Source organism: Gilvirhabdus luticola, from assembly GCF_040117515.1.
Lineage (GTDB): Bacteria > Bacteroidota > Bacteroidia > Flavobacteriales > Flavobacteriaceae > Gilvirhabdus > Gilvirhabdus luticola.
Genome location: NZ_JBEEEN010000001.1, coordinates 350,735 through 374,227, shown reverse-complemented (window position 1 = coordinate 374,227; position 23,493 = coordinate 350,735). Strand labels below are relative to the sequence as shown.

22 protein-coding genes are annotated in these 23,493 nt (G+C 31.4%); 13 read left to right on the top strand and 9 right to left on the bottom strand.

What is annotated here, in order from left to right; genetic code table 11:
- Window positions 1–9 precede the first annotated feature (9 nt).
- From AAFP94_RS01745 to AAFP94_RS01700, 10 genes are all read left to right on the top strand, one after another.
- The gene (locus tag AAFP94_RS01745; protein ID WP_316660889.1) at window positions 10–2,154 is read left to right on the top strand and encodes a glycoside hydrolase family 97 protein; all 2,145 of its coding nucleotides are present in this window, start codon (window positions 10–12) and stop codon (window positions 2,152–2,154) included.
- The gene (locus tag AAFP94_RS01740) at window positions 2,151–3,500 is read left to right on the top strand and encodes an MFS transporter (RefSeq protein WP_316660891.1); all 1,350 of its coding nucleotides are present in this window, start codon (window positions 2,151–2,153) and stop codon (window positions 3,498–3,500) included. Before AAFP94_RS01745 ends, AAFP94_RS01740 begins: the two co-directional genes overlap by 4 nt.
- 12 nt (window positions 3,501–3,512) lie before the next feature.
- Window positions 3,513–4,739 (top strand): MFS transporter, encoded by a 1,227-nt coding sequence (locus tag AAFP94_RS01735; protein WP_316660892.1) that lies wholly within the window; start codon window positions 3,513–3,515, stop codon window positions 4,737–4,739.
- A 1-nt stretch (window position 4,740) separates the two neighbouring features.
- Entirely contained in the window at window positions 4,741–6,597 is a 1,857-nt protein-coding gene (locus AAFP94_RS01730; RefSeq protein WP_316660894.1) for an alpha,alpha-trehalase, read from the top strand.
- A 268-nt stretch (window positions 6,598–6,865) separates the two neighbouring features.
- Window positions 6,866–8,155 carry a sensor histidine kinase gene (locus tag AAFP94_RS01725; protein WP_316660895.1) on the top strand — a complete coding sequence of 430 codons (1,290 nt, stop codon included), beginning with the start codon at window positions 6,866–6,868 and terminating at the stop codon, window positions 8,153–8,155.
- On the top strand, window positions 8,142–8,840 hold the full coding sequence (locus AAFP94_RS01720) for a response regulator transcription factor (RefSeq protein WP_316660896.1): 699 nt from the start codon (window positions 8,142–8,144) through the stop codon (window positions 8,838–8,840). The genes AAFP94_RS01725 and AAFP94_RS01720 overlap by 14 nt, the downstream gene beginning before the upstream one ends.
- Before the next feature lie 161 nt (window positions 8,841–9,001).
- The gene (locus tag AAFP94_RS01715) at window positions 9,002–9,457 is read left to right on the top strand and encodes a (2Fe-2S)-binding protein (RefSeq protein WP_316660897.1); all 456 of its coding nucleotides are present in this window, start codon (window positions 9,002–9,004) and stop codon (window positions 9,455–9,457) included.
- Between the two features lie 11 nt (window positions 9,458–9,468).
- On the top strand, window positions 9,469–11,673 hold the full coding sequence (locus AAFP94_RS01710; protein ID WP_316660898.1) for a molybdopterin cofactor-binding domain-containing protein: 2,205 nt from the start codon (window positions 9,469–9,471) through the stop codon (window positions 11,671–11,673).
- Window positions 11,674–11,734: 61 nt separating this feature from the next.
- A complete protein-coding gene (locus AAFP94_RS01705) occupies window positions 11,735–12,757 on the top strand; it encodes an XdhC family protein (protein WP_316660900.1) in 1,023 nt (340 codons plus the stop codon).
- A 10-nt stretch (window positions 12,758–12,767) separates the two neighbouring features.
- Window positions 12,768–13,373 carry a nucleotidyltransferase family protein gene (locus AAFP94_RS01700; RefSeq protein ID WP_316660902.1) on the top strand — a complete coding sequence of 202 codons (606 nt, stop codon included), beginning with the start codon at window positions 12,768–12,770 and terminating at the stop codon, window positions 13,371–13,373.
- Window positions 13,374–13,376: 3 nt separating this feature from the next.
- On the opposite strand, the gene AAFP94_RS01695 is transcribed toward AAFP94_RS01700, so the two are convergent.
- From AAFP94_RS01695 to AAFP94_RS01655, 9 genes are read right to left on the bottom strand one after another with little or no spacing between them, the layout of a single operon-like run.
- Window positions 13,377–13,961: a DUF4202 domain-containing protein gene (locus tag AAFP94_RS01695; RefSeq protein WP_316660903.1), complete on the bottom strand. Its 585-nt coding sequence runs from the start codon at window positions 13,959–13,961 to the stop codon at window positions 13,377–13,379.
- A 16-nt stretch (window positions 13,962–13,977) separates the two neighbouring features.
- Window positions 13,978–14,985, bottom strand: a complete 1,008-nt coding sequence (moaA, locus tag AAFP94_RS01690; RefSeq protein WP_316660905.1) for a GTP 3',8-cyclase MoaA — start codon at window positions 14,983–14,985, stop codon at window positions 13,978–13,980.
- Window positions 14,985–15,896, bottom strand: a complete 912-nt coding sequence (gene moaCB / locus AAFP94_RS01685; protein ID WP_316660906.1) for a bifunctional molybdenum cofactor biosynthesis protein MoaC/MoaB — start codon at window positions 15,894–15,896, stop codon at window positions 14,985–14,987. Before moaCB ends, moaA begins: the two co-directional genes overlap by 1 nt.
- Before the next feature lie 2 nt (window positions 15,897–15,898).
- Window positions 15,899–16,342, bottom strand: coding sequence for a molybdenum cofactor biosynthesis protein MoaE (locus AAFP94_RS01680; RefSeq protein ID WP_316660908.1), 444 nt, complete (start codon window positions 16,340–16,342; stop codon window positions 15,899–15,901).
- The gene (locus tag AAFP94_RS01675; RefSeq protein WP_316660909.1) at window positions 16,342–17,412 is read right to left on the bottom strand and encodes a HesA/MoeB/ThiF family protein; all 1,071 of its coding nucleotides are present in this window, start codon (window positions 17,410–17,412) and stop codon (window positions 16,342–16,344) included. Before AAFP94_RS01675 ends, AAFP94_RS01680 begins: the two co-directional genes overlap by 1 nt.
- Window positions 17,413–17,417: 5 nt before the next feature.
- Window positions 17,418–17,651 (bottom strand): MoaD/ThiS family protein, encoded by a 234-nt coding sequence (locus AAFP94_RS01670; protein WP_316660910.1) that lies wholly within the window; start codon window positions 17,649–17,651, stop codon window positions 17,418–17,420.
- A 9-nt stretch (window positions 17,652–17,660) separates the two neighbouring features.
- Entirely contained in the window at window positions 17,661–18,404 is a 744-nt protein-coding gene (locus AAFP94_RS01665) for a sulfite exporter TauE/SafE family protein (RefSeq protein WP_316660911.1), read from the bottom strand.
- Between the two features lie 3 nt (window positions 18,405–18,407).
- Window positions 18,408–18,743: a winged helix-turn-helix domain-containing protein gene (locus AAFP94_RS01660; protein WP_316660912.1), complete on the bottom strand. Its 336-nt coding sequence runs from the start codon at window positions 18,741–18,743 to the stop codon at window positions 18,408–18,410.
- Between the two features lie 6 nt (window positions 18,744–18,749).
- Complete coding sequence (locus AAFP94_RS01655) at window positions 18,750–19,931, bottom strand: molybdopterin molybdotransferase MoeA (RefSeq protein WP_316660913.1); 1,182 nt, start codon at window positions 19,929–19,931, stop codon at window positions 18,750–18,752.
- 447 nt (window positions 19,932–20,378) lie between these two features.
- Here AAFP94_RS01655 and AAFP94_RS01650 point away from each other — a divergent pair, with 447 nt between their 5' ends.
- The 3 genes from AAFP94_RS01650 to AAFP94_RS01640 all read left to right on the top strand — a co-directional run bounded on the left by AAFP94_RS01650 (window position 20,379) and on the right by AAFP94_RS01640 (window position 23,338).
- Entirely contained in the window at window positions 20,379–20,528 is a 150-nt protein-coding gene (locus AAFP94_RS01650; protein ID WP_316660915.1) for a hypothetical protein, read from the top strand.
- A 114-nt stretch (window positions 20,529–20,642) separates the two neighbouring features.
- Window positions 20,643–22,655: a tetratricopeptide repeat-containing sensor histidine kinase gene (locus tag AAFP94_RS01645; RefSeq protein ID WP_316660917.1), complete on the top strand. Its 2,013-nt coding sequence runs from the start codon at window positions 20,643–20,645 to the stop codon at window positions 22,653–22,655.
- Between the two features lie 8 nt (window positions 22,656–22,663).
- Entirely contained in the window at window positions 22,664–23,338 is a 675-nt protein-coding gene (locus AAFP94_RS01640) for a response regulator (protein WP_316660920.1), read from the top strand.
- Window positions 23,339–23,493: the final 155 nt, after the last annotated feature.

Here is a 23,493-nt window from a genome sequence, read left to right as displayed (position 1 = left end):
ACTATTAAAATGAAAAAAATAAAATCTCAATTTATAGTACTAATTATTATAACAATGATTTTAACTAGCTGTAAGAAAGAGACAACAAGTTTTACAGTTAATTCGCCAGATAATAATATTTCAGTAGACTTTTCTCTTACAGATTCAGGCCAACCTATGTATTTGGTAAATTATAAAGACAAAACAATTGTCGACTCTTCATTAATGAGCTTTGATTTTAAGGATATTCCATCTTTAAAAGACAACTTTAAAATTTTAAATACCAGCTCTGGAACTGCAGATGAAACTTGGGATATGCCTTGGGGTGAACAACTTTCAGTTAGAAATAATTATAATGAATTAATAGTCAATTTAGAAGAACAGTCAGTAGAAAAAAGGTTGTTAAACATACATTTTAAAGTTTACAATGATGGTCTTGGATTTAGATATGAATTTCCAGAACAAGAAAACCTGAATGAAATTTTAATCACCGATGAAAACACAGAATTTAACCTAACAGGAGATCATAAAGTCTGGTGGATTCCTGGTGATTGGGATATTTATGAGCATCTATACAATGAAACAAAATTGTCTGAAATAGATGCCATAGCCAAACAAAACCATCCCAATTTAAGTGCTACTTATATTCCGGAAAATGCGGTTAATACTCCGGTTACTATGAAAACCGATGATGGATTGTATTTGAGTTTTCATGAAGCAGATTTAACCAATTATGCTGGCATGACTTTAAAAGTTGATAATGAAAACTTGAATCTGGTCAGTGAACTGGTTGGTTCAGAAAGATTAGGAGGAAAAGCTAAAGTAACCTTACCTTTTAACACACCTTGGCGAACAATTCAAATTGCTGAAAAAGCAGGAGATTTAATAGAATCTAAACTAATATTGAATCTTAATGATCCAAATGTAATTGGTGATGTTAGTTATTTTACACCTATGAAATATGTAGGTATTTGGTGGGAAATGCATATCGGTAAATCCACTTGGGATCTCGAAGGCACGCAAGACATGAGTACATGGATGGATGGCAAAGACAAAGGTTCAAGACATGGCGCCACTACCGAAAATGCAAAAAAATACATAGACTTTGCGTCTCAAAATGGTATAAAAGGACTTTTGGTGGAAGGTTGGAATACTGGTTGGGATAAATGGATAAGCAACGACAGAGAAGGTGTTTTTGATTTTATGACGCCTTACCCAGATTATAATTTTGATGAGGTTATGGCTTATGCAAAAGATCATGGTGTAGAAGTTATTATGCATCATGAAACATCTGCTGCACCTTTAACTTATGAAAAGCAAATGGATGTTGCTTATGATTTTATGAAAGCCAATGGCATCAATTCAGTAAAGACAGGATACGTTGGTAAAATTATTCCAAAAGGAGAATACCACCATGGACAATGGATGGTAAACCATTATCATAAAGTGCTAGAAGAAGCGGCAAAAAAGAAAATAGCAGTAAATGCTCACGAACCAATTAAAGCTACTGGAAAGCGTAGAACATATCCTAATGCAATTGCTCGTGAAGGTTTAAGAGGACAAGAATTCAATGCTTGGGCTTCAGATGGAGGAAATCCACCTAATCATTTATCAATAGTTGCATTTACAAGAATGTTATCTGGACCAATTGATTTCACACCTGGAGTTTTTAATATCAAATTCAATGAATATAAACAAGATAATCAAGTAAATACAACATTAGCTCATCAGTTAGCTTTGTATGTTGTTATTTACAGTCCAATACAAATGGCTTGTGATCTACCAGAACACTATATGGTAGATGGTAAAGTACATCCAGCATTTCAGTTTATTACAGATGTTGGAGTAGATTGGCAGCAAACAAAAGTATTGAATGGTGAAGTTGGTGATTTTGTCACCATAGCAAGACAAGAAAAAGAAACAGGTAATTGGTATGTTGGAGGTATTACTGATGAAAATGCAAGAACTCAAAAATTGACTTTTGATTTTCTTGAAGAAGGAAAAACCTACAACGCAATTATTTATAAAGATGGTCCAAATGCGCATTGGAATGACAATCCTCAAGATTATTCTATTGAGAAGAAAGGACTTACGAAGGAGTCATCATTGGATATAAAATTAGCACCAGGTGGTGGATTTGCAATAAGCATAATAGAAACAAAACAAACTATATGAAACTAACTAAACCAAGTTTATCGTTTTGGCAGATTTTTAATATGAATGTTGGATTTTTAGGAATTCAGTATAGTTTTGGCCTGCAACAAACAGCTGTTAATCCTATATTTTCTTTTTTAGGAGCAGAGCATGATCAATTGCCATTGCTTAATCTTGCAGGTCCTGTAACGGGGTTAATTATTCAACCCATTATTGGAGCAATTTCAGATAAAACATGGTCACCTCGCTGGGGAAGACGAAAGCCTTTCTTTTTAATTGGAGCATTAATAGGAAGCTTATGTTTGTTTGCTTTTCCTTTTAGTCCAGCATTATGGTTTGCGGTTGGATTATTATGGATTCTTGATGTTGGCAACAATATGGCTATGGAACCATATAGAGCTTTTGTTGGCGACAAATTACCGAACAAACAATTAAGTTTTGGGTATCAAATGCAAAGTCTTTTTGTGGGTGCAGGAATTGTATTGGCAAATGCGTCAATATTTCTTTTTCAAGATTGGTTTGGTGGTGCGGAAACCGTTGGTGAATCTGCACAAGGAATTCCGAAATGGTTATATTATTCGTTCTTTATTGGAGCCATATTGTCTGTATCAACTATACTGTGGTCAGTTTTGAAAACTCCAGAAATTCCACCTTCTGATGAAGAGTTTGAAGAAATAAAAAAGCATAATGCCTTACCTTTAGCAGATCGAATAAGAACACCCTTTAAGGAAATTGTTGACGCCATTAAAGACATGCCCAAGTTTATGTGGAAATTGTCTGCTGTCTATCTTTTTCAATGGTATGCACTGTTTGTATACTGGCAATTTATAGCACCAATGTTTGAAGAAAGTATGAATTTTGATAAATCTCAAGCATTAAGTCAAGCAGCCAAGATGAACACAACTTATAATATTTCGACTATTGTATTTGCTCTGGCATTAGTCCCTTTGGCATTGCGATTTGGAGGGAAAAAAGTTTATGTCTTCAGTTTGTTTTTAACGGGAATAGCAATGTTAACCATTCCAAATATTCAAGATCCAGTTATGGTAATTTTACCAATGGTATTATTTGGTATAGGTTGGGCAGCAATGATGGGTATTCCATATTCTATGGTTTCAAAAATTGTTCCTCAAGAAAGAAGAGGTGTTTATATGGGTATTTTAAATATGATGATTGTAATACCCATGGGAATACAAACTATAACTTTTGGACCAATTGTTAAAAACCTTTTGAACAATAGTGCTGTCAACGCAATTATTTTAGGAGGTGTCTTTTTTATTATAGCTGGTATTTTAGCATTACGTCTAAAACAACCTGTGTCAGATAGTGAAGAAAGTGATTTTATTGCAACTGGAGGAGCACATTAAATATTAACGAATATGAAAAATCTTGGTATAAAAATTTCTATTTATCTCAACTATTTTGTTTTTGCTATTTTGTTGAATAGTGTTGGAATAGTCATTGAAAAATCAATAGATGTTTATCACGTTACAGAATCTCAAGCTTCAGTTTTAGAAGCTTTTAAGGACTTACCTATAGCTTTTGTTTCTTTTTTGGTTGCATCATTCTTGCCAAGATTTGGATATAAGAAAGCAATGCTCACAGCTTTGGCAATAGTATTCTTAGGTTGTTTGCAAATGATTTTCGGTAATTCATTTCTTTATACTAAAGTTTTATTTCTAACAATTGGAGTAAGCTTTGCTTTAATAAAACTATCAGTGTATTCACTCATAGGGATTTTGACGGATTCTAAAAAAGAGCATGCCTCGATGATGAGTTCTATTGAAGGATTCTTTATGGTTGGAATTGCAGTTGCATATTTTTTATTTCCAGCGTTTTATTCAGAAGATGAGAATTCGTGGCTGAATGTATATTATTTGTTATGTGGACTTATCTTAATTTCATTTGTTTTTCTACTCTTTTCAAAAGTTGAATATGAAGTTGAAGCCATAGGATCTAGCTTAAAAGATGATTTAAAAGAATCAATAAAATTAATAATTGTTCCACTCGTTTTAGTATTTATTATTTCGGCTTTTTTATTTGTAATGATTGAACAAGGTATCATGACTTGGTTACCAACGTTTAATAAGAAAATTTTCAATTTCAGTTCTGTTTTAAGTGTTCAGATGGCAAGTATTTTAGCATTGTCACTTGCGTTAGGAAGATTCATTGCTGGATTTCTTACAAAATATATAAATTGGGTCTATTTAGTTACAATTTGTGTAGTGGTTTCTGGTGGTATTTTAGTTTATGTTCTTCCACAATTACAAGTAAGTTTAGAAACTGTTCAAGAAATTAATAGCATAACTGATGTGCCTTTACTTGGTTTCATTTTACCATTAATAGGCTTATTTATTGCGCCTATTTATCCGTTATTAAACTCAACGGTTTTAAGTTCTTTACCAAAAAGTTTACACTCTCCAATGTCTGGTTTGATTATTATATTTTCTGCATTAGGAGGAACCATTGGTTCCCGAATAGTTGGTGAATTGTTTGAGAGTATTGGAGGTGCCAATGCTTTTTATTTTTTACTAATTCCAATGGGTTTACTAATTGTTTTTGTATTGTTGATAGATAGAATGTCAAAAAGAAAAATGGCACTTTAATATGGTTTTTATTCTTCAAATAGAAGGTACTTTAAACGCATTGTTAAAGCAAGAAGATACAGATGCTGACAAAAAAATCACCATCGAGGATAATGGCCCAAAAGCTTTTTCAATTAAATCTGTAGAAGGAAAGGAATACACCTTAAAAGGAACTTATCATTTAGCAAATTTGTTGCAAGAATTAGTTATTGCTAAAAACGAAGGTGAAACCTTTGCAGAAATACCATTACATCATATCGAAGAATTACCAGCCACGAGAGTTTCGCGAATGATTAAAGACTATTTCTGGGATGGACTTACCAGAACCATGGATGAGCAAGGCATTGAAAAGCTTATTCACGATTCCAAAAATGAAGAACTCATATCTAGTAAATTAAGAATTTATGTGCCATTTCGAGATCAATTAGCTTTTCAATACTATAAAAACCTTGAAGTTTCATTACCCATAGAAGTTATACAATTACCAGAAAACGTGACGCCTCAATATGTGAAGTCTATTAACTCAAAGCCAGGTATTCTTTCACTTAAATTAGAGAAGCAGAATAATAAAATTAAAGGTGTTCCTTTTGTGGTACCAGGAGGCAGGTTTAATGAAATGTACGGTTGGGATAGTTATTTTGAATCGGTAGGCTTAATCTTGGATGGGAAAGTGCATTTAGCCAAAGCTATGGCAGACAATTTTCAGTATGAGATTGAACATTATGGTAAGATTTTAAATGCCAATCGTTCTTATTATCTAACAAGAACTCAACCACCTTTTTATTCAAGTTTAATTCGTGAAGTATTTGAAGTTACTAATGATAAAGATTGGTTAAAGAGTCATTTACAAACAGCCATTAAGGAATACGAAACCGTTTGGATGGTAAAAGGTAAACGTCTTACAAAAAATGGATTGAATCGTTATTTAGCTGAAGGTGTTGGAATGCCACCAGAATGTGAAAAAGGACATTTTGATGCAGTGATAAAATCATTTGCAGGAAAAGCTGGATTAAGTATAGAAGAATATATTTTAAAATACGATTCTGGAGAAATTAGGAATGAAACATTAGACCATTATTTTATTCACGATAGAACGGTTAGAGAATCTGGACACGATACATCTTACCGAATAGAAGGTAATTGCGCTGATTTAAACTTGGTTGAACTTAATGCAATGCTGTATAAATATGAAACAGATTTTGCAGAATTAATCAAACATGAATTTGAAGGTTGTTTCGAAGCTTATACAACTAGCTATTGGCAACAAAAATTAGAATCTAGAAAAGCATCAGTAAACAAATTTCTTTGGAATGAAGAAGAAGGATTATATTTTGATTATAATGCAATTACTAATTCCCAATCTAAATTTATAGGAGCATCAACATTAGCACCTCTTTGGGCTAAAATGTGTACAAAACAGCAAGCCGATAAGCTGGTTAAGAATAGTTTATCATTACTAACAGAAAAAGGTGGAATAGCAGGTAGTACAAAAGAAAGTCGTGGCGAAATATCTGATAGTAGACCAGCAAGACAATGGGATTACCCTAATGGCTGGGCACCTCACCAAATGATGATCTGGAAAGGGTTATTCAATTATGGTTTTAAAAGAGAAGCGCAAGAGTTAATTTACAGATGGCTTTATATGATTACTAAAAATGCTGCAGACTATAACGGCACAATTCCAGAAAAATACGATGTTGTAGAGGCAACACATAAGGTGTTTGCGGAATATGGTAATGTAGGTACTGATTTTGAATATATCACTCAAGAAGGTTTTGGCTGGATGAATGCTTCTTATCAATATGGTCTTTCTTTATTAAACAATAACTTTTTAGAAAGCTTAAACCGCTTAATAGCACCTAAAGAACTATTTGAGTAAAAATATAAAGCGCTAACAAAATGTGCTAGCGCTATAATAATTGAAAAACGAACTACTTCTAAACTTAACTTTTAACTAGAAAGTTAATTATTGTTTCTATGATGAATGGAATTTTAATCCTTTCTATCATTTTGACAATACGTTCCAAAAATACGTTGACACATTGATAAATGAAGATAAGAATAAGTTAAAAAGATTAAAGGAAGGTTAAAAAGATTAATAAAAGATTAATATGGGTTTCAAAAGCATTTTTTTAGTAATATAGTACATGATTTTGTCTCAAAGAAAATTATACATTGCTGTTTTTATAGTTGCAATTCTTGGATTGTTTATAGTCCAATTTCAGTATCTTAAGATTGGACTTAATCTGGCAAAAGTTCAGTTTAATAAAAAAATAGCGGTTGCCGGAGAAAATATAAAGCTAGATTTAGCTTCAGAAAATCAACTTTCTTTTTTAATTGGTCAAGCAGCGATTAAAAGTGATTCATATTTTAAGTTAAGCGTTGATAGTATTCAAGATGCCTCCAGATATTTTTTAAATGATTTTATTACTTACAGATTATCAAAAAATGGTATTGAAACAGATTTTACTTACAGATTATATACAAGAGATAGTGCATTTTATCTTAAGTCTCCAGTAAATTTTAAATCGAAGGAAAAGACAAATTCATACCCAATAGAACTTGAAGGTTATTTGCCTAAATTATTAGAGAAAAATATTATTTTAGAACTTCAATTTAAAGACCTTAATTCACATTTTTTGAATCAATTAAATGGTTTGACAATACCAAGTTTATTATTTATTATCATTATTATTATAATATTTATTTGGGTTTTAAAATCGTTTTATTGGCAAAGAAGGGTCATTACTACAACAAATCAGTTTATAAATAACCTTACCCATGAACTTAAAACACCATTATTTTCAATAAGTTTGGCAAGTAAAATTCTTGAAGAGCAAGGAGAACCTTCTAACAAACCAATAATTGATATTATTAAAAAACAATTAAATAGGCTAAATCAGCATGTAGATAAAGTTTTGGAATTAGGGAAACTTGAGTTTCAGAAAAAAACTTTTATTTTAAAAAAGATTGATTTTAAGCCTCAACTTGTAAGTGTTTGTTCAGATTTTCTGGATTTAGCAAAACTCGATAATTTTGAATTTTCATATGAGTTGCAAGGCGACAAATATTTTATAAATGCAGAAGTCACCCATTTAGAAAATGCTATCAATAATATATTAGATAATGCAAGAAAGTACGTTTCAGACCAGCCTAAAATTGAACTTAAAGCTTTTGTAGAGCACAAAAACTTGATGATTCAAGTTAGTGATAATGGCATTGGAATTAATTCTGAAGAAAAACAATTAGTGTTTAAAAAATATTACAGAATTTCTAATGGCAATTTGCACAAAACTAAAGGTTATGGTTTAGGTTTAAGCTATGTAAAGGAAGTGGTTAAAAACCATAAAGGGAAAGTAAAAATTGAAAGTGAATTAAACAAGGGTACAACAGTTAAGATAACCATTCCACTATTAAAAACATATGGAAACAGTTGAAAATAAGATAATACTCGTTGAAGATGATGATGCTTTAGGATATTTACTTTCTGAATATTTGAGCATGAATAACTTTAAGGTATCTTGGGTGAAAACAGGAGAAGAGTGCTTAAAATTGTTAATGGTCAATACTTATAATTTATGTATACTAGATGTTATGCTACCCGATATTGATGGATTTAATTTGGCCAAGGAGATAAAAAACAAATATCCATCACTTCCATTTATTTTCTTAACTGCAAGGTCATTAAAGATTGATGTATTAAAAGGCTTTTCACTAGGTGCTATTGATTATTTAAAAAAACCGATTGATGAAGAGGAATTGGTGGTTAGAATCAACAATTTACTAACAAGACTTAATACTTCAAAACCTCAAAAAAAAGAAAGTAATATTATAAATGTAGGAGATTATACATTTAATCAAAAAAACCAAGAGCTTATTTTTAATAATGAAATAACATCTCTAACCAAAAAGGAAAATGAACTTCTTCTTTATTTAGTCAAGAATAAGAACAGCTTATGTACTCATAGAGATATTTTAGTAAATATTTGGGGAAAGAATGATTATTTCAACAAAAAAAGCCTTAATGTATTTATTACCCATTTAAGAAAGTACCTTAAAAACGACTCATCAATTAGGATAGAAAATGTGCATAATCAAGGGTTTATTTTAAAAGTAGATTAATAAACTAAAGAACTCATTCTCTTAAAGTGGATTGCAGATTAATGTTATCTTAATTCTTTGTTAAAGGAATAAAATCTATTCTTTTTTTAGTAACTTTAATGGCATGCGTTCTGCATTTGTTTTTTTTCAGTCAATAATTACAATTTTAAAACATTATAACTATGCCAACATTTAATTTAAAAATTAATAACAAAACTCACACAGTTGAGGCGGATATGGATACTCCTTTATTGTGGGTGTTAAGAGATCATATTGATTTAGTAGGAACAAAATTTGGATGCGGAATAGGTCAATGTGGTGCATGTACAGTTCATGTAGATGGTGATGCTATGCGTAGTTGTTTGCTCCAAGTTTCTCAAGCTGAAGGCATGGAAATAACTACTATTGAAGGTCTTTCAGATGATGGTGATCATCCTGTTCAGAAGGCTTGGCTTAAGCATGACGTGCCTCAATGTGGTTATTGTCAGAGCGGACAAATTATGTCTGCCGCTGCATTACTAAAGAGTAATCCGAACCCTTCAGATGAAGAAATCGATGCAGCTATGGATGGTAATATCTGTAGATGTGGTACCTATGTTAGAATAAAACAAGCTATAAAAACAGCCTCAAAACTTTAAAACTATAAGTCATGACAAAGATAAAAACACAATATAATCGTCGTTCATTCTTAAAGATTTCAGCAGCTGCAGGCGGCGGAATGCTTATTGGATTTAGCTGGTTTACAGGATGTACTTCAGATAAAAAAATTAAAGAAGTAGTTGCCATTCCTAATGAATGGTTTGAGATTAATGGATATATAAAAATTGGCGACACAGGCTTGGTTACTATTTATTCGCCAAATCCAGAGATTGGACAAAATGTTAGAACTTCAATGCCTATGATTGTAGCTGAAGAATTAGATGTGGATTGGAACAATGTGGTAGTTGAACAAGCTCCATTAAATACAGGATTTTATCAAAACCAATTTGCCGGAGGTAGTCTTTCTATCAGGTTAAGTTGGAATGCTTTGAGAATGGCAGGAGCAACAGCAAGGAGAATGCTTATGGAAGCAGCAGCTAAAGAATGGGGCTTAACAGCTTCAGATTTAACGGTTGAAAAAGGTACAATTAAAGAAAAGAATGGAGAACGAACCATAGGTTATGGAGAAATAGCTTCAAAAGCTGTAGGCATTGAAATTCCAGAAGAGGTAGAATTGAAAGACACCAGGAGCTTTAACATAATTGGAAATAGCAAAAAGAATGTAGATGGTAAAAAAATTGTCACAGGACAGCCTTTATTCGGGCTAGATTTCAAAAGAGAAGGTATGAAGCTGGCTGTGATTCAGCATCCACCAGCATTTGGAATGAAGGTTAAAAGCTTTAATGAAGAAGAAATTAAAGCAATGCCAGGTGTTCAAGATGCTTTTATTATAGATACAACAATACCAGAACCGCAATGGTGTGACGAAAAAGGATTTCTTCAACTCATTACTTTAGTAGGTGATTCTACATGGCAACTCATGAATGCTAAAAGGGCTATAAAAGCTGAATGGGAAACCGTTAGCGAATTAGAAAATTCTGAAATGCATATGAAGAATTTAGAAGAAGCATTGGTTTCAGGTAGCGTGCAAGAAAGCAGAAAAGATGGTAATCCAGAAACTGCTTTTAAAAAAGCAGCTAAAGTTATAGAACGAACATACAGTTCGCCTTTTTTACCACATAATACGATGGAACCAATGAATTTCTTCGCTAATGTTACTGAAGATTCGGCAGAATTAATTGGTCCAACACAAATGCCTGAGCCACTAGAAAAATCGGTTTCACAACTGCTTAATATACCTCTTGAAAATATTACTGTGAATATGACTCGTATTGGAGGAGGTTTTGGTAGAAGACTTTACCAACATTATGGACTTGAGGCGGCTGCAATTTCAAAAAAGATTGGAGCACCAGTAAAACTCATTTATACTAGAGAAGATGATATGACTCAAGGTACTTACAGACCTCCATACTTGTCTACTTATAAAGCAGGCTTGGATGAAAATAATAATTTGATTGCTTTTTCTGTAAAAGGAGCTGGTTTGCCAGAAGGACCAGTTTTTCCAAATCGTTTCCCTGCAGGAACCGTTGAAAATTATTTAGCGGAAAAAATAGGAGGAGAAACTAATGTTACTACTGGAGCATGGCGAGCACCAAGGTCTCATTTTACAGCAGGAGCAGAACAAGCATTTTTGGATGAGGTTGCTGAATTGGCAGGTAAAGATCCAATAGATTTCCGTTTAGAATTGTTTGATCGTGCTATAAATAATCCAGTTGGAGAAAAGTACGAATATGATGCTGAACGTTATGCGGGTGTTTTAAAATTGGTTAAAGAGAAGAGTAATTGGGATCAAAAAAATCCAAATGTTTATAGAGGAGTAGCTGCTTATTTTTGCCATTATTCTTATGTAGCTGAGGTGGTAGATGTCATTATGGTTAATGGTAATCCTAAAGTTAAAAAAGTATGGTGTGCTGTTGACTGTGGAATTGTTGTGAATCCTGATGCCGCCTCAAATATAATTCAAGGTGGTGTGATAGATGGTATTGGTCATGCCATGTATAGCCAGTTGACATTTGAAAATGGAGCTCCTAATGAAATGAATTTTGATAGATATCAATTAATGCGTCATTCACAAGCGCCTGAAGAAATAGAAGTATTTTTTGTTAAAAACGAGATTGAACCTACAGGGTTAGGAGAGCCAGGATTGCCGCCAGCAGTAGGTGCATTAGCAAATGCCATTTATAGAGCTACAGGTAAACGTCTTTATAAACAACCATTTATACATAATATGGAGTTTGAAAAAGTCATTGGTTAAATAAATATTTATTTTTAAAAAGTAAAAGCCTTCTTAAGGAGGCTTTTATATATTTTTTAATATGACTCACGAAATAAAAGACATTATTGAAGCTTATTTAAAAGCAAAAGAAAAAGGACTTAAAGCAGTTCTTGCTTCTGTGGTTGACTTAACAGGATCCTCTTACAGAAAACCAGGTGTAAGGATGTTAATTCTGGAAGATGGTTCAATGATAGGTGCTGTAAGTGGAGGTTGTGTAGAGAAAGACATTTTAAGACAATCTGAAACGGTTTTCAAAAACGGGATTTCCAAAATGATGACCTATGATGGTCGTTACAGATTAGGTTGCGAAGGAGTACTTTATATTTTAATAGAAATTTTTCAACCTAATGAAAGTTTTGTAAATGCTTTTGAATCAGCTATTAAAAAAAGACAGGAATTCAAAATATATTCTTATTATAAAACAACTGAAGGAGAACACAAAGGCATAGGAAGTTTTTTTGAATTTGGAAACGAAAAGTTATCAGTTTCAAATCGAGAAGTTAAAATTGATGAAATTGCAGATTTGTTGCATCTATTCTCGCAAACCATGCCTCCATGTTTCAAACTCATGATTTTTGGAACTGAACATGATGCTGTACGGCTATGCGAATTAGCACGCTTTAACGGCTGGGAAGTTACTGTAATTTCAGGACCTTTAGAATCAAAAACAATCGATAATTTTCCTGGAGCATGTGCATTTTATTCTGTATCTCCTGACGCATTAGAATTAAAATCTATTGATGACGAAACAGCTATTGTGTTGATGTCTCATAACTTTGCAAATGACCTCAAATATTTAATTGAACTAAAAGACTTACGCCCTGTTTATTTAGGAATGCTAGGTCCAAGCAAAAGGAGAGAAAAAATTCTTTCAGAGTTTTTAGAGTATTGCCCAGATGTTGATGAAGCTTTTTTAGATTTGATTTATGGTCCAGCTGGATTAAATATTGGAGCAGAAACTCCACAAGAGATAGCTATTTCAATTTTGTCTGAAATTTTGTCTGTTACCAGAAATACGAGACCAATACCATTAAAGGAAAAAGTGGGTAGAATTCACTCTTAATATATAAAGATTGTTTATCGATTTAAATATTGCCATTTTAATTTTAGCTGCAGGAGAATCTAAAAGAATGGGAACTCCAAAGCAATTACTAAAATGGAATAACACAACACTTTTAGGACATACTATCCAAACTTCAGAAGAATTAAATCTAAAAACTTTTGTTGTATTAGGTGCAAATTTTGAAACAATAAAAGCTTCATTCAGACATCATGATATTCAGATTATAAAGAATAAAAATTGGAAAAATGGATTGGGAAGTTCTATTGCTTTTGGAGCAAAGCATATTATAAATTTTGAGCCAGATATTGATGCGCTTTTAATCATGTTGGCAGATCAACCTTTAATTAGTTCGGAATATTTAAGTTCTATGATTTCTGAATTTAAAAAAGGAAAAAATAAAATTGCTGCATCTTCTTATAAAGATGGAAAAAAAGGAGTACCGGCATTATTTGATAAAATTTACTTTAAAGAATTAACACAAGTCTCAAATGATAAAGGTGCTAAATTGTTAATTGAAAAAAATATCAAAAATGTGGTTTTATTGAATGCAGAGTCTGTGGTTTCAGATATTGATACACTAGAAGATTACCAGCAATTGTATATGAATAATCATTAAAATTTAACTCAAAGCTTCTTTAATTAACGATTGACATCTATCTGAGAATACCAAACCTTTTACTGCTTCTTGACCATTAACTGACATTTTCATCCAAGTTTTCTTAATTATTTCGATGACCTTTTTATCAGGATGTTTAACTGCAAATTCTTCAAAATAATACTGCAGAAAAACAAGACATATAACATCTTCTAGAATTTGTGTTTCTTCATCTTTTTTAATCAATCTTTTATTAATTAAAAAGGAAACTCTATCTATAAATTTTTGGTTATAACCTACTTCTTTTAAAATTTCGGAAGTAATTTTCGCATGCATTTTTTTTAGAGTCTCTCGCCATTTTATATAGCCTACGCGATCCATTGGATAGTTATTTCTTTCAATTTTCCAACGGCAAATGTGTTGAGCGCGAGCTGCTAATTGGAGTTCTTCAGAAGCATCTGGTTTAAACAACAATAGATTTTGGGTCATTCGTTGTGAATATAAGAGTTCTTTCGGATATTCTTGACCTTGATAATGCTCTAGACGAGTGTCTTCTGAATTTTTCTTATCAATTAGCGCAATGGCTTTTTCAAATCTGGTTTGCTCCATGTTAAAATATTTTTTATCAACCACCAATAGTAATCATACTTCTGTTTTTAGAATGTAATTTAGGTTCTTCAAGTTTTTTGAGCGTGTCCATGCCTCCTCGAATTTTAAATTTTGATTGGACAGTTTTTTGGATAATAGGTTCAATATTTTGTCCTTGCCTTAAGGCTGTTAATAAATCTGATTCAGTAGCTGAAAACAAACAATTTTTTAATTTGCCGTTGGCAGTTAATCTAATTCGATTACATGAATCACAAAACGGATTTGTAACAGAGCTTATAACAGCAAAAGAACCCATGTAATCTTTTATTTGATAGTTTTTAGAAGTGTCATTTGGTGCATCTTGTAATCTTATAACTTCATTTGGTTTATAATTGTCATTTACAAGAGACATGACTTCTGCATACGAAACCATTTTCTCTTTATCCCATTTATTACCATCAAAAGGCATAAATTCTATAAATCGAACAGAAAAAGGATATTGCTTTGTTAGCTCAATAAAATTAATAATTTCATTGTCGTTAAAATTCTTAATCAAAACAGCATTTAACTTTACTCTAAATCCTTCATTAATTAAAAGCATGATGTTTTTATAAACTCTTTCAAAGTTACTTCTTCTGGTTATTTGTTTGAATTTATCTGCATTTAGAGAGTCCAGACTTACATTAATATTTTGGATTCCACAAGATTTAAAAACATCAATAAATTGATCAACAATTACTGCGTTTGTTGTGATTGAAAGCTCTACAGGAAGCGTAGCTAACTTTTTTAAAATAACATCAGCATCTTTTCTAACCAATGGCTCACCACCAGTCAATCTTATTTTTGTGACACCATGATTTACAAAGATTTTTGCAAGCGTGTAAACCTCATCATAGGTCATAATATGCGATTTGGGAGATAATTGAATGCCTTCAGCAGGCATACAATAGGTACAACGTAAATTGCATAGCTCTGTCAATGAAATACGTAAATACGTATGTTGTCTTCCAAATGTATCTTGTAATATGCTTTTTTGGTTTTCCATTAATCGTGCCTGTTACCTTTTAAAATTCCAAATACATGTAAAACAGCTGGAAAAACTGCATCCATAGATTCTTTTGCTCCGTTTGTAGAACCTGGCAAAGCCAAAACCAAAGTGTTATTGATTGTTCCTGCAATACTTCTGGATAGCATAGAGTAAGGCGTTCTATTTTGCCCGTAGGCTCTTATGGCTTCTTCTATACCTGGGATTTTTCTATCTATCAACCCTTCTAAAGCTTCAGGTGTAACATCACGATTTGATAAACCAGTTCCACCAGTGAATATAATTAAGTTTACACCTAGATTTTCGTAATGATTTGCTTTTTCTTGAATGACTTCTTTTTCATCAGGAATGATAATGTAATCTGAAATTGAAACATTGCATTCTTCAAGCTTATTCATAATTATTTTTCCTGTCTTATCTTCTTTTTGGCCAGTTGAAATAGTATCAGAACACACAATAACTACTGCGTTTAATTGTTTTCTGAAACGATTTTTAAAATCTGATTTCCCGCCTTTTTTACTCACCAGTTTTATATGATGGATTTCTACACCTTTGTCAATTGGTTTTAACATATCGTACATATTCAAAGCCACAATACTTGCGCCATGCATGGCTTCGACTTCAACGCCTGTTTTATAAATGGTTTTTATGGCACAAGAAATGATGATGTCTAAATCTTTTATTTCGTAATCTATATTTGTGGATTCGATGGGAATTGGATGACAATCAGGAAGTAGATGAGGTGTTTGCTTAACCCCTAAAAATCCAGCAGCTTTACTCATTGCAAAAACATCACCTTTTGGGACAGTTCCATTTTTAATAGCTTCAATGGTTTCAGACTTGCTAACCTTAACAATGGCTTGTGCTGTTGCTATGCGAAGTGTATTATTTTTATGTGTAATGTCTACCATGCTTAACTATTTACTTTCCACTGATGAGTTTCGTCTTCAAAAATTTCTTTTCCATAAACAGGAACTTTGATCTTAATTTCTTCTACAACAAATTCCAGAGCCTTAAAAACTTCTTTACGTCTAGGTGATGACACAAATACAAAAAGGCAAATTTCGCCAGCATTTACCTTACCAAGACTATGATAAATGTGCATGCATGTAAGATTAAATTTTTCAAAAGTATTTTCACGAATTTCATGAAATTTTGCATTTGCCATCTCTTCATAAGCTGTGTATTCTATAGCAGAAATGGTTTTCCCATCAACAACATCTGCTCTTACTTGACCTAAAAATATATTATGCGCTCCTATTGAAGTTTTAGTTTGATGTTTTGCAATAGATTCACCAATAAATTCGGATGAAATGGCACCACCTATAAAAACGTTTTTTGGTTTTCTCTCTTTCATTATATTTTCATTTTAAATAGTTGAACTAATTCTGAAATACCACCTTTTAGGCTGTAAGTTTTAATATGATGTTCTTGAGCTAAAAGAACAGCTTTTTTACTTCTAACTCCAGACTGACAAACAAAAACATTGGTGTTTCTAGAATTGATTTGATCTAATTTTTCTGTTAGTTGATTCAAAGGAATATTAATGCTTGTTGGTAAATTTAAATCAGGTTGTTCATGAGATTCCCTGACATCTATAAACATTACATTGTCTTTTTCTATTAAATCTTCTACTGAAATTTCTTCTGCAGAATTTATACAAGTATCGATATCATAACTGTCTAAAAGTGTATTGTTGGATAAAACTCTCTCAAATTCAGAATCAACTCTATTAATCTTTAGGATTGAGGTTTCAGTTGTTTTTGAATTGTAACACAATAATTTTCCTGACAAAACATCTTTAAAACCAAGAATGATTTTAATGACTTCATTAGCTTGCATTGTACCAATAATTCCAGGTAAAACTCCTAGAACACCGATTTCAGAACAATTTGCTACAGAGCCTTCCTTTGGAGGATTTGGAAACAAACACCTGTAACTTGGACCGTTTGTATAATTAAATACAGACACCTGTCCTTCAAACTTATAGATAGCACCATAAACAATAGGTTTATTGGTTATTATAGCTCCATCATTTATAAGATATCGAGTTGAAAAATTGTCGGTTCCATCAACAATAATATCGTAATTTTTAAATAAGTCCAATGCATTTTTTAAAGTCAGTTTTTCAGGATAAGCATTAATTGTAATCGATGGATTTAAATCTGCAAGTCGCTCTTTAGCTGCAATTGACTTATTCTTTCCTAAAGATGAAGTGCCAAACAAAATTTGCCTTTGAAGATTAGATTCTTCAACAACATCGAAATCTATAATCCCGATAGAACCAACCCCTGCTGCAGTAAGATATTGCAATACTGGACAGCCCAAACCACCTGCGCCAACAATCAATACTTTGGCTTTTAAAAGCTTGTTTTGGCCTTCTTGGCCAACGTCAGATAAAATTATATGTCTGTTATATCTTTCCATAGTGTTTAACCTCCTGAAAATGGAGGTAATAATGCTATTTCAGTTTCAGAAACCATTGTGTCTTTTGATACGATTTTGTTATTCTGTGCTACTTCAAAATCTTTATGTTTTAACTCTGGATATTTATTAAAAAGTAAATTCAATAATTCCAAAACGGATGACTTTGAAAATTCTATATTTTCCTCACTACATTTTGTGATTTCGGTCAGCAAACCAAAGTATTTAATATTTAAAACCATTTTTTACTTTTATATAAATAATAATTTAACAGAAGCTATTATTAGAACAAACGCTAATAAATATCTTAATTTCTTATTGTTGAATTTTTTGCTTCCATAATAACTTCCAAAGAATCCACCAACTATAGCAAAAACTACCAAAATAAATGATTGTGTTGAAATAGAAACTCCACTACTTATTTGTCCGATTAATCCAGCAGCAGAATTTGCCCATATAAACAACGCTGAAACTGCTGCAGCTTCTTTCATTTTTCCCCAATGCAAGAACAAAATAACTGGAGTTAAAATTATTCCACCTCCAATTCCTATTAAACCTGAAAAGAATCCTATAATGCCTCCAACTAAAAGTCCTTGCCATAATTTCACATCCTTAATCAGTGCACTTTCTTTTCCAAAGACATTTAGCATTTTTAAAATTGCAAAAATTAAAAAAACCCCTAAAACTTTTTTATAAATAGATGCGTCAAGTTCAATCATTCCTCCTAGAAATGCTAATGGTATTGATGTAACCGCAAATGAAAGAAACAGTTTTTTATTAAAATAACCAGCTTTATAATAATGGTAAAATGCAATGCCAGCTACAAATAAATTAAGTAACAGAGCTGTAGGTTTCATAAATTCTGGCGCGAATGAAAATAAAGCCATCAGGGCTAAATATCCACTGGCACCACCATGACCAACGCTTGCGTATAGAAACGAAACAATAGGTAGTATTAAGAGAAATGCCCAAATATGTTCTGTTTCAAAAATCATTATTTATAGAGAAGTTTTTGTCAATTGGGTTTCTAAAAATATGTTACAGTTCTCATTAATTGTTACGAAGGTATTGATTAGTGATTTTCCATATGAGGTCAATTTTGCGCCTCCGCCACCTTTGCCACCAACACTCATTATAATAACTGGTTTCTTTGCCCTTTCATTCATAGCTTGAGTTAGTGACCAAGCTTTTTTGTAAGACATGCCTAATTGCTTTGCTGCTTTAGACAAAGAACCTGTATTTTCAATAGCATTTAATAGGTTTACTCTTCCTTTACCAAGCAAAATGTCTCCTTCTGTTTCAATCCATATTTTACTTTTAATTTTATAGTTCATAATCAATTAATTTAAAGGAAGAAGTATAGTTTCAACTTTATCTTTTATTTTAATTTCATTTTGATCTTCGGGTAAATAAACTAAAGCATTTGATATTGCAAACGTATGCAGCATTGAAGAATTCTGACTTTCAAGAATTTCTACGATTCCGTTTTTATATATAGCTTTCAAAAATTGAGCTCTGTCACCTGTTTTTTTGAAGTTTGAAACTGAAAAGGCCTCGACTTTATTTAATGAAAATTCTAAATGACCAGACATGATTTGTAATGCTGTCAACACGTAAATATAGAAACAAGTTAAAGAAGCAGCTGGATTTCCAGGAAGAGCAAAAACAGTAGTTTTATCTTTTTTGCCAAAAAACAAGGGCTTTCCTGGTTTTTGATTTACCTTATAAAACAACTGCTCAACATCTAGTTTTTGTAATGCATCACCAACAAAATCATAATCTCCAACAGAAATACCACCAGAGACTAAAACCATGTCATTCTTATTAATAACTTCATTTAGCTTGTTATAGGTAGTATTAAAATTGTCATCAACTTTATGAATAGTTATTTTGCTATAACCAAATTTTTCAAGAGCAGTTTTAAGCATGTTAGAATTACTTTCGTAAATTTTTCCATGCGTAAGTTGCTGCCCAGCATCAATTAATTCATTACCAGTTACAACAATTGCTATATTAGGTTTACAGTATACTTTGACTTCCGTAATTCCTAAAGAAATTAAAAAGCCAACAGAAGCTGGTGAAAGTTTCGTTCCTTTTTTTAAAGCTATGTCTCCATTTTTAACTTGTTCTCCAATGTTTCTAATGTTAGCACCTAAATCAATTACTTCCTCAATTTTTATAGTTTTATTGTTAACCATTACCTTTTCTTGAATAACTATGGCATTGGCAGATTCAGGAACGGGAGATCCTGTAAAAATTCGAATAGCTTCTCCTTCCTTTAATTTTAATTGATGCTGATCTCCAGCTTTAACTTCACCTATGACATTGTAAACTTTACTTTCATGTAAGTTTATAGCATAGCCATCCATTGCAGATTGAGAGAAAGGGGGCATATTAATTGGAGAAAAAACATCTTCAGATAAAACATGTCCTAAAGAATGTACAAGTTGCTTACTTTCAATTGTGTTTAAGGAATCTATGTTATTATTCAAAAGACTTAAAGCTGTATTAACAGAAATCATACAAAATCGTTATGTATCTATAAATATAACGAGTTAGTGTTTATTATTTACTATTTTCATTAATATTTAAGAAAATTTAAATACTTTTAACAATAGTATAAACTTAATACTTGATGTTGTTTATCGATTATATGCATTTCATCGATGAAAATTAACGTTTCATCGGATTTATTTTATCCTTGCTACCGTTTAACATAATTTAGTCACACTTAATAGCGCCCAAATCATTTCCCTCTGCTTTTAAGAAAACATTAATCCATTTTTTAGACGTTTTTTGTCATTCCCTCAATTTGTATTACAAAATTGATCTGCCCATATTGGTATTTTAATTTTAAGATTAATTATCCATTTTATCCCTTAAAAAAAGAATTTGCATATGCAAGTTCATGATTTTGAAAATTAATATTGAAAAAAGATAAAGTGTTGTTTAACCTTAAAATTGAAATTATGAAAGCCCTAAAGATTACATTGATGTTAGCCGTATTATTTATTGCATTAAGCTCTTGTACAAAACAAGATTTAAACGAAGATGATGCATTAATAAACCCAAATCTTGAGCAAGTAACATATGCTGATGGTGATTCAGTTCATAGATAAGATATAGATTTTTTAAATATAACAGTTTCTGCCCTTATTGAAAGATAAGGGCTTTGTGTTTTTAGAAAATCAAAAAATTATAGATACATTTGAGATTATCTATAAATAATTAAATTGAAACTGAAAACACTTCTTTTTTTAATCTTATTATCTTTCTTTTCTTATTCTCAAGAAAATGTAGCAGTTGTTGATAGTATTGAATTTTATTTAAATGAATCAAATAAAAACACTGTAAACGATTTTGAAATAAAACTAAATTATATAACAAAGGCTAAAGAACTTGCTGAATTAAATAAAATTGATTCACTTTTAGTCAAAACATATATCATTTTATCAAACTTACATTTACAGAATAATAATGATACATTATTTCTAAAATATAATCATAAGGGATTAAAATTAGCTAAAATAAATAACGATTCTACTCATTTAGCCAGAATCAATAAAAATTTAGGGTATTATTATTTTGAAAAGTTAGTTGATAGTGCATATTATTATGATAATCAGGCATTAAAACTATACTCAAATCGGCAGGATAAACTTAATACTGCTATAGTGCTTCTAGATATTGCCTTACTTCAAAAAAATAATAAGGACTATACTGGAAGTGAGTTAATTTCTGTGAGAGCTTTGACTTTATTAGATCAATTAAGAGAAACGGATCAGGTTAAAAGGTATAAATCATACTTCTACAATAACCTTGCAATTTTGTATAAAGAGCTTCAACAATTTGATGAATCTATAAAATATAACTTATTAGCATTAGATTTAAATAAACAATTAAAAGGAGATAATAGTAGAATAATTGAAGGTCAAAAAAACAATTTGGCTAATGTATATAAGAATTCTGAACAATATGATTTAGCCATTGATTATTATCTACAAATAATGGCAAATCAAAAATTAATTAATGAGCATCCAGATTTTTATGCATTAGTATTAGATAACTATGCACATACTTTGTACTTATCAAATGATTATAGTGAGCTTCCGAACTTGTTCTTAAAAGCATTAAAAATTTGTGATAGTATAGGTGATAATTATAAATCTATTGTTATAAATCAACATTTAGCTGAATACTATAATGATGTAAATAAAAAAGATTCTGCAAAATATTATGCATACAGAGCCAAAGAAATTTCTGAACCAAATTATACAGACGAACTATTAGAGTCTTTACTCTTACTTTCTAAAATTGAAGACGACAGTATTGCTGTAAAATATTATGATGCTTATGTAGAATTGAATGACAGTTTGATAAAAAATGAACGCGCTATAAGAAATAAGTTTGCAAGAATTCAATATGAAACAGAAAAGATTGAGCAAGAAAACGCTCAAATTGCAAGAGAACGTATGTGGCTAATGATTCTTTCAGGAGGGCTTATAGTAACTTTACTTTTATTGTACATTATTATTACTCAACGGGCTAAAAACAAAGAGTTGCGCCTTGTTCAACAACAGCAAGAGGCTAATGAAGAAATCTACAATTTGATGCTTTCTCAACAAGATAAGATTGAAGAAGCTAGAACTTTAGAAAAAAGTAGAATTTCTCAAGAATTACACGATGGTGTTTTGGGCAGATTATTTGGAACGCGATTAAGTCTTGACAGCTTGAACATGAATACTAATCCAGAAGCTGTTAAAACAAGAGGACAATATATAGAAGAACTAAAAAATATTGAACAGGACATTAGAAAAGTATCACATGAATTAAGCACGGATTTTATAGGAGGTTCTGGGTTTATGGATATTGTTAAGACCCTTATAGATACACAAACCAAAGCATATAAATTAAAATATAAACTAGACTTTTCAGAAAATATTAACTGGGATAAAGTGCCTAATAAAACAAAAATCCACGTCTACAGAATTGTACAAGAATCTTTGCAAAATATTTACAAACATGCCAATGCCAATACAGTTAAGGTTAGCTTTATTTTAAAAAATAATGTAATTTGCTTAAGTATTGCTGATGACGGTTCCGGGTTTGATGTTAAAAAAGCAAAAAAAGGAATTGGCATTAAGAACATTACTTCACGGGTTGATGAGATCCATGGCAAGTTGGCAATTAATTCTAAAAAAAATGTAGGGACAAAAATCGAAATTCAATTTCCTACAAAATTATAAATTGAGGGATGGAAGGTACTATTCGTATACTAATGATTGATGATCATCCAATGATTATTGAAGGATATCAAAACACATTACTTTTTACTAAAAAAGATAATCAGCATCTAGAAATTGATATTGCCAATAATTGTGATGAAGCCATTTATTATATGGATAAATCTCTTAAAACGGCAAGACCTTATGATGTATTGTTTGTAGATATTAGCTTACCTCCATCGACAGACGGCACTATGAGTTCTGGTGAAGATTTGGCTGTTCATGCACGAACAATACTTCCGAAGGCTAAAATTGTTATTCTTACTATGTTTAATGAATCTTACAGAATTCATAATATCATACAAACTATAGATCCTGATGGGTTCTTAATAAAAAGTGACTTAACTTCTAGTGAGTTGGCAAGTGCATTTCAAGCTGTACTTAATAATCCACCTTTTTATAGTGGAACTGTGAATAGTTATTTAAAGAAAACCATTACCAGTGATATTTATGTGGATGAAAAGAACCGAAAGATTTTGCATTTACTCTCTCAAGGTGTGAAGACTAAAAATTTAGCAGAGCATTTAGATTTGTCTTTAAGTGCTGTTGAAAAAAGAAAAAAGCAACTCAAATCTCTTTTTGTAGTTGAAGATGGAGAAGATGAAACTTTGATAAATGAAGCTAGAAAAAAGGGTTTTATTTAATATTAGAAATAACTTCTAAAAAATATTTTGATTTACGGTTTTTCCGTAACAAAAAGAAAAATCTATAACCTATATTTGAAAAGTATCAACAGTACACATGATTAATCCCTCATTAAATTTGTTGATAATAGCAATTTACACTAACCTTGTGGCTT

Bases quoted from the DNA above. Each gene is read 5' to 3' on its own strand.
- AAFP94_RS01745 (WP_316660889.1), top strand. From the start codon at position 10: ATGAAAAAAATAAAATCTCAATTTATAGTACTAATTATTATAACAATG.
- AAFP94_RS01740 (WP_316660891.1), top strand. From the start codon at position 2,151: ATGAAACTAACTAAACCAAGTTTATCGTTTTGGCAGATTTTTAATATG.
- AAFP94_RS01735 (WP_316660892.1), top strand. From the start codon at position 3,513: ATGAAAAATCTTGGTATAAAAATTTCTATTTATCTCAACTATTTTGTT.
- AAFP94_RS01730 (WP_316660894.1), top strand. From the start codon at position 4,741: ATGGTTTTTATTCTTCAAATAGAAGGTACTTTAAACGCATTGTTAAAG.
- AAFP94_RS01725 (WP_316660895.1), top strand. From the start codon at position 6,866: ATGATTTTGTCTCAAAGAAAATTATACATTGCTGTTTTTATAGTTGCA.
- AAFP94_RS01720 (WP_316660896.1), top strand. From the start codon at position 8,142: ATGGAAACAGTTGAAAATAAGATAATACTCGTTGAAGATGATGATGCT.
- AAFP94_RS01715 (WP_316660897.1), top strand. From the start codon at position 9,002: ATGCCAACATTTAATTTAAAAATTAATAACAAAACTCACACAGTTGAG.
- AAFP94_RS01710 (WP_316660898.1), top strand. From the start codon at position 9,469: ATGACAAAGATAAAAACACAATATAATCGTCGTTCATTCTTAAAGATT.
- AAFP94_RS01705 (WP_316660900.1), top strand. From the start codon at position 11,735: ATGACTCACGAAATAAAAGACATTATTGAAGCTTATTTAAAAGCAAAA.
- AAFP94_RS01695 (WP_316660903.1), bottom strand. From the start codon at position 13,961: ATGGAGCAAACCAGATTTGAAAAAGCCATTGCGCTAATTGATAAGAAA.
- moaA (WP_316660905.1), bottom strand. From the start codon at position 14,985: ATGGAAAACCAAAAAAGCATATTACAAGATACATTTGGAAGACAACAT.
- moaCB (WP_316660906.1), bottom strand. From the start codon at position 15,896: ATGGTAGACATTACACATAAAAATAATACACTTCGCATAGCAACAGCA.
- AAFP94_RS01680 (WP_316660908.1), bottom strand. From the start codon at position 16,342: ATGAAAGAGAGAAAACCAAAAAACGTTTTTATAGGTGGTGCCATTTCA.
- AAFP94_RS01675 (WP_316660909.1), bottom strand. From the start codon at position 17,412: ATGGAAAGATATAACAGACATATAATTTTATCTGACGTTGGCCAAGAA.
- AAFP94_RS01670 (WP_316660910.1), bottom strand. From the start codon at position 17,651: ATGGTTTTAAATATTAAATACTTTGGTTTGCTGACCGAAATCACAAAA.
- AAFP94_RS01665 (WP_316660911.1), bottom strand. From the start codon at position 18,404: ATGATTTTTGAAACAGAACATATTTGGGCATTTCTCTTAATACTACCT.
- AAFP94_RS01660 (WP_316660912.1), bottom strand. From the start codon at position 18,743: ATGAACTATAAAATTAAAAGTAAAATATGGATTGAAACAGAAGGAGAC.
- AAFP94_RS01655 (WP_316660913.1), bottom strand. From the start codon at position 19,931: ATGATTTCTGTTAATACAGCTTTAAGTCTTTTGAATAATAACATAGAT.
- AAFP94_RS01650 (WP_316660915.1), top strand. From the start codon at position 20,379: ATGAAAGCCCTAAAGATTACATTGATGTTAGCCGTATTATTTATTGCA.
- AAFP94_RS01640 (WP_316660920.1), top strand. From the start codon at position 22,664: ATGGAAGGTACTATTCGTATACTAATGATTGATGATCATCCAATGATT.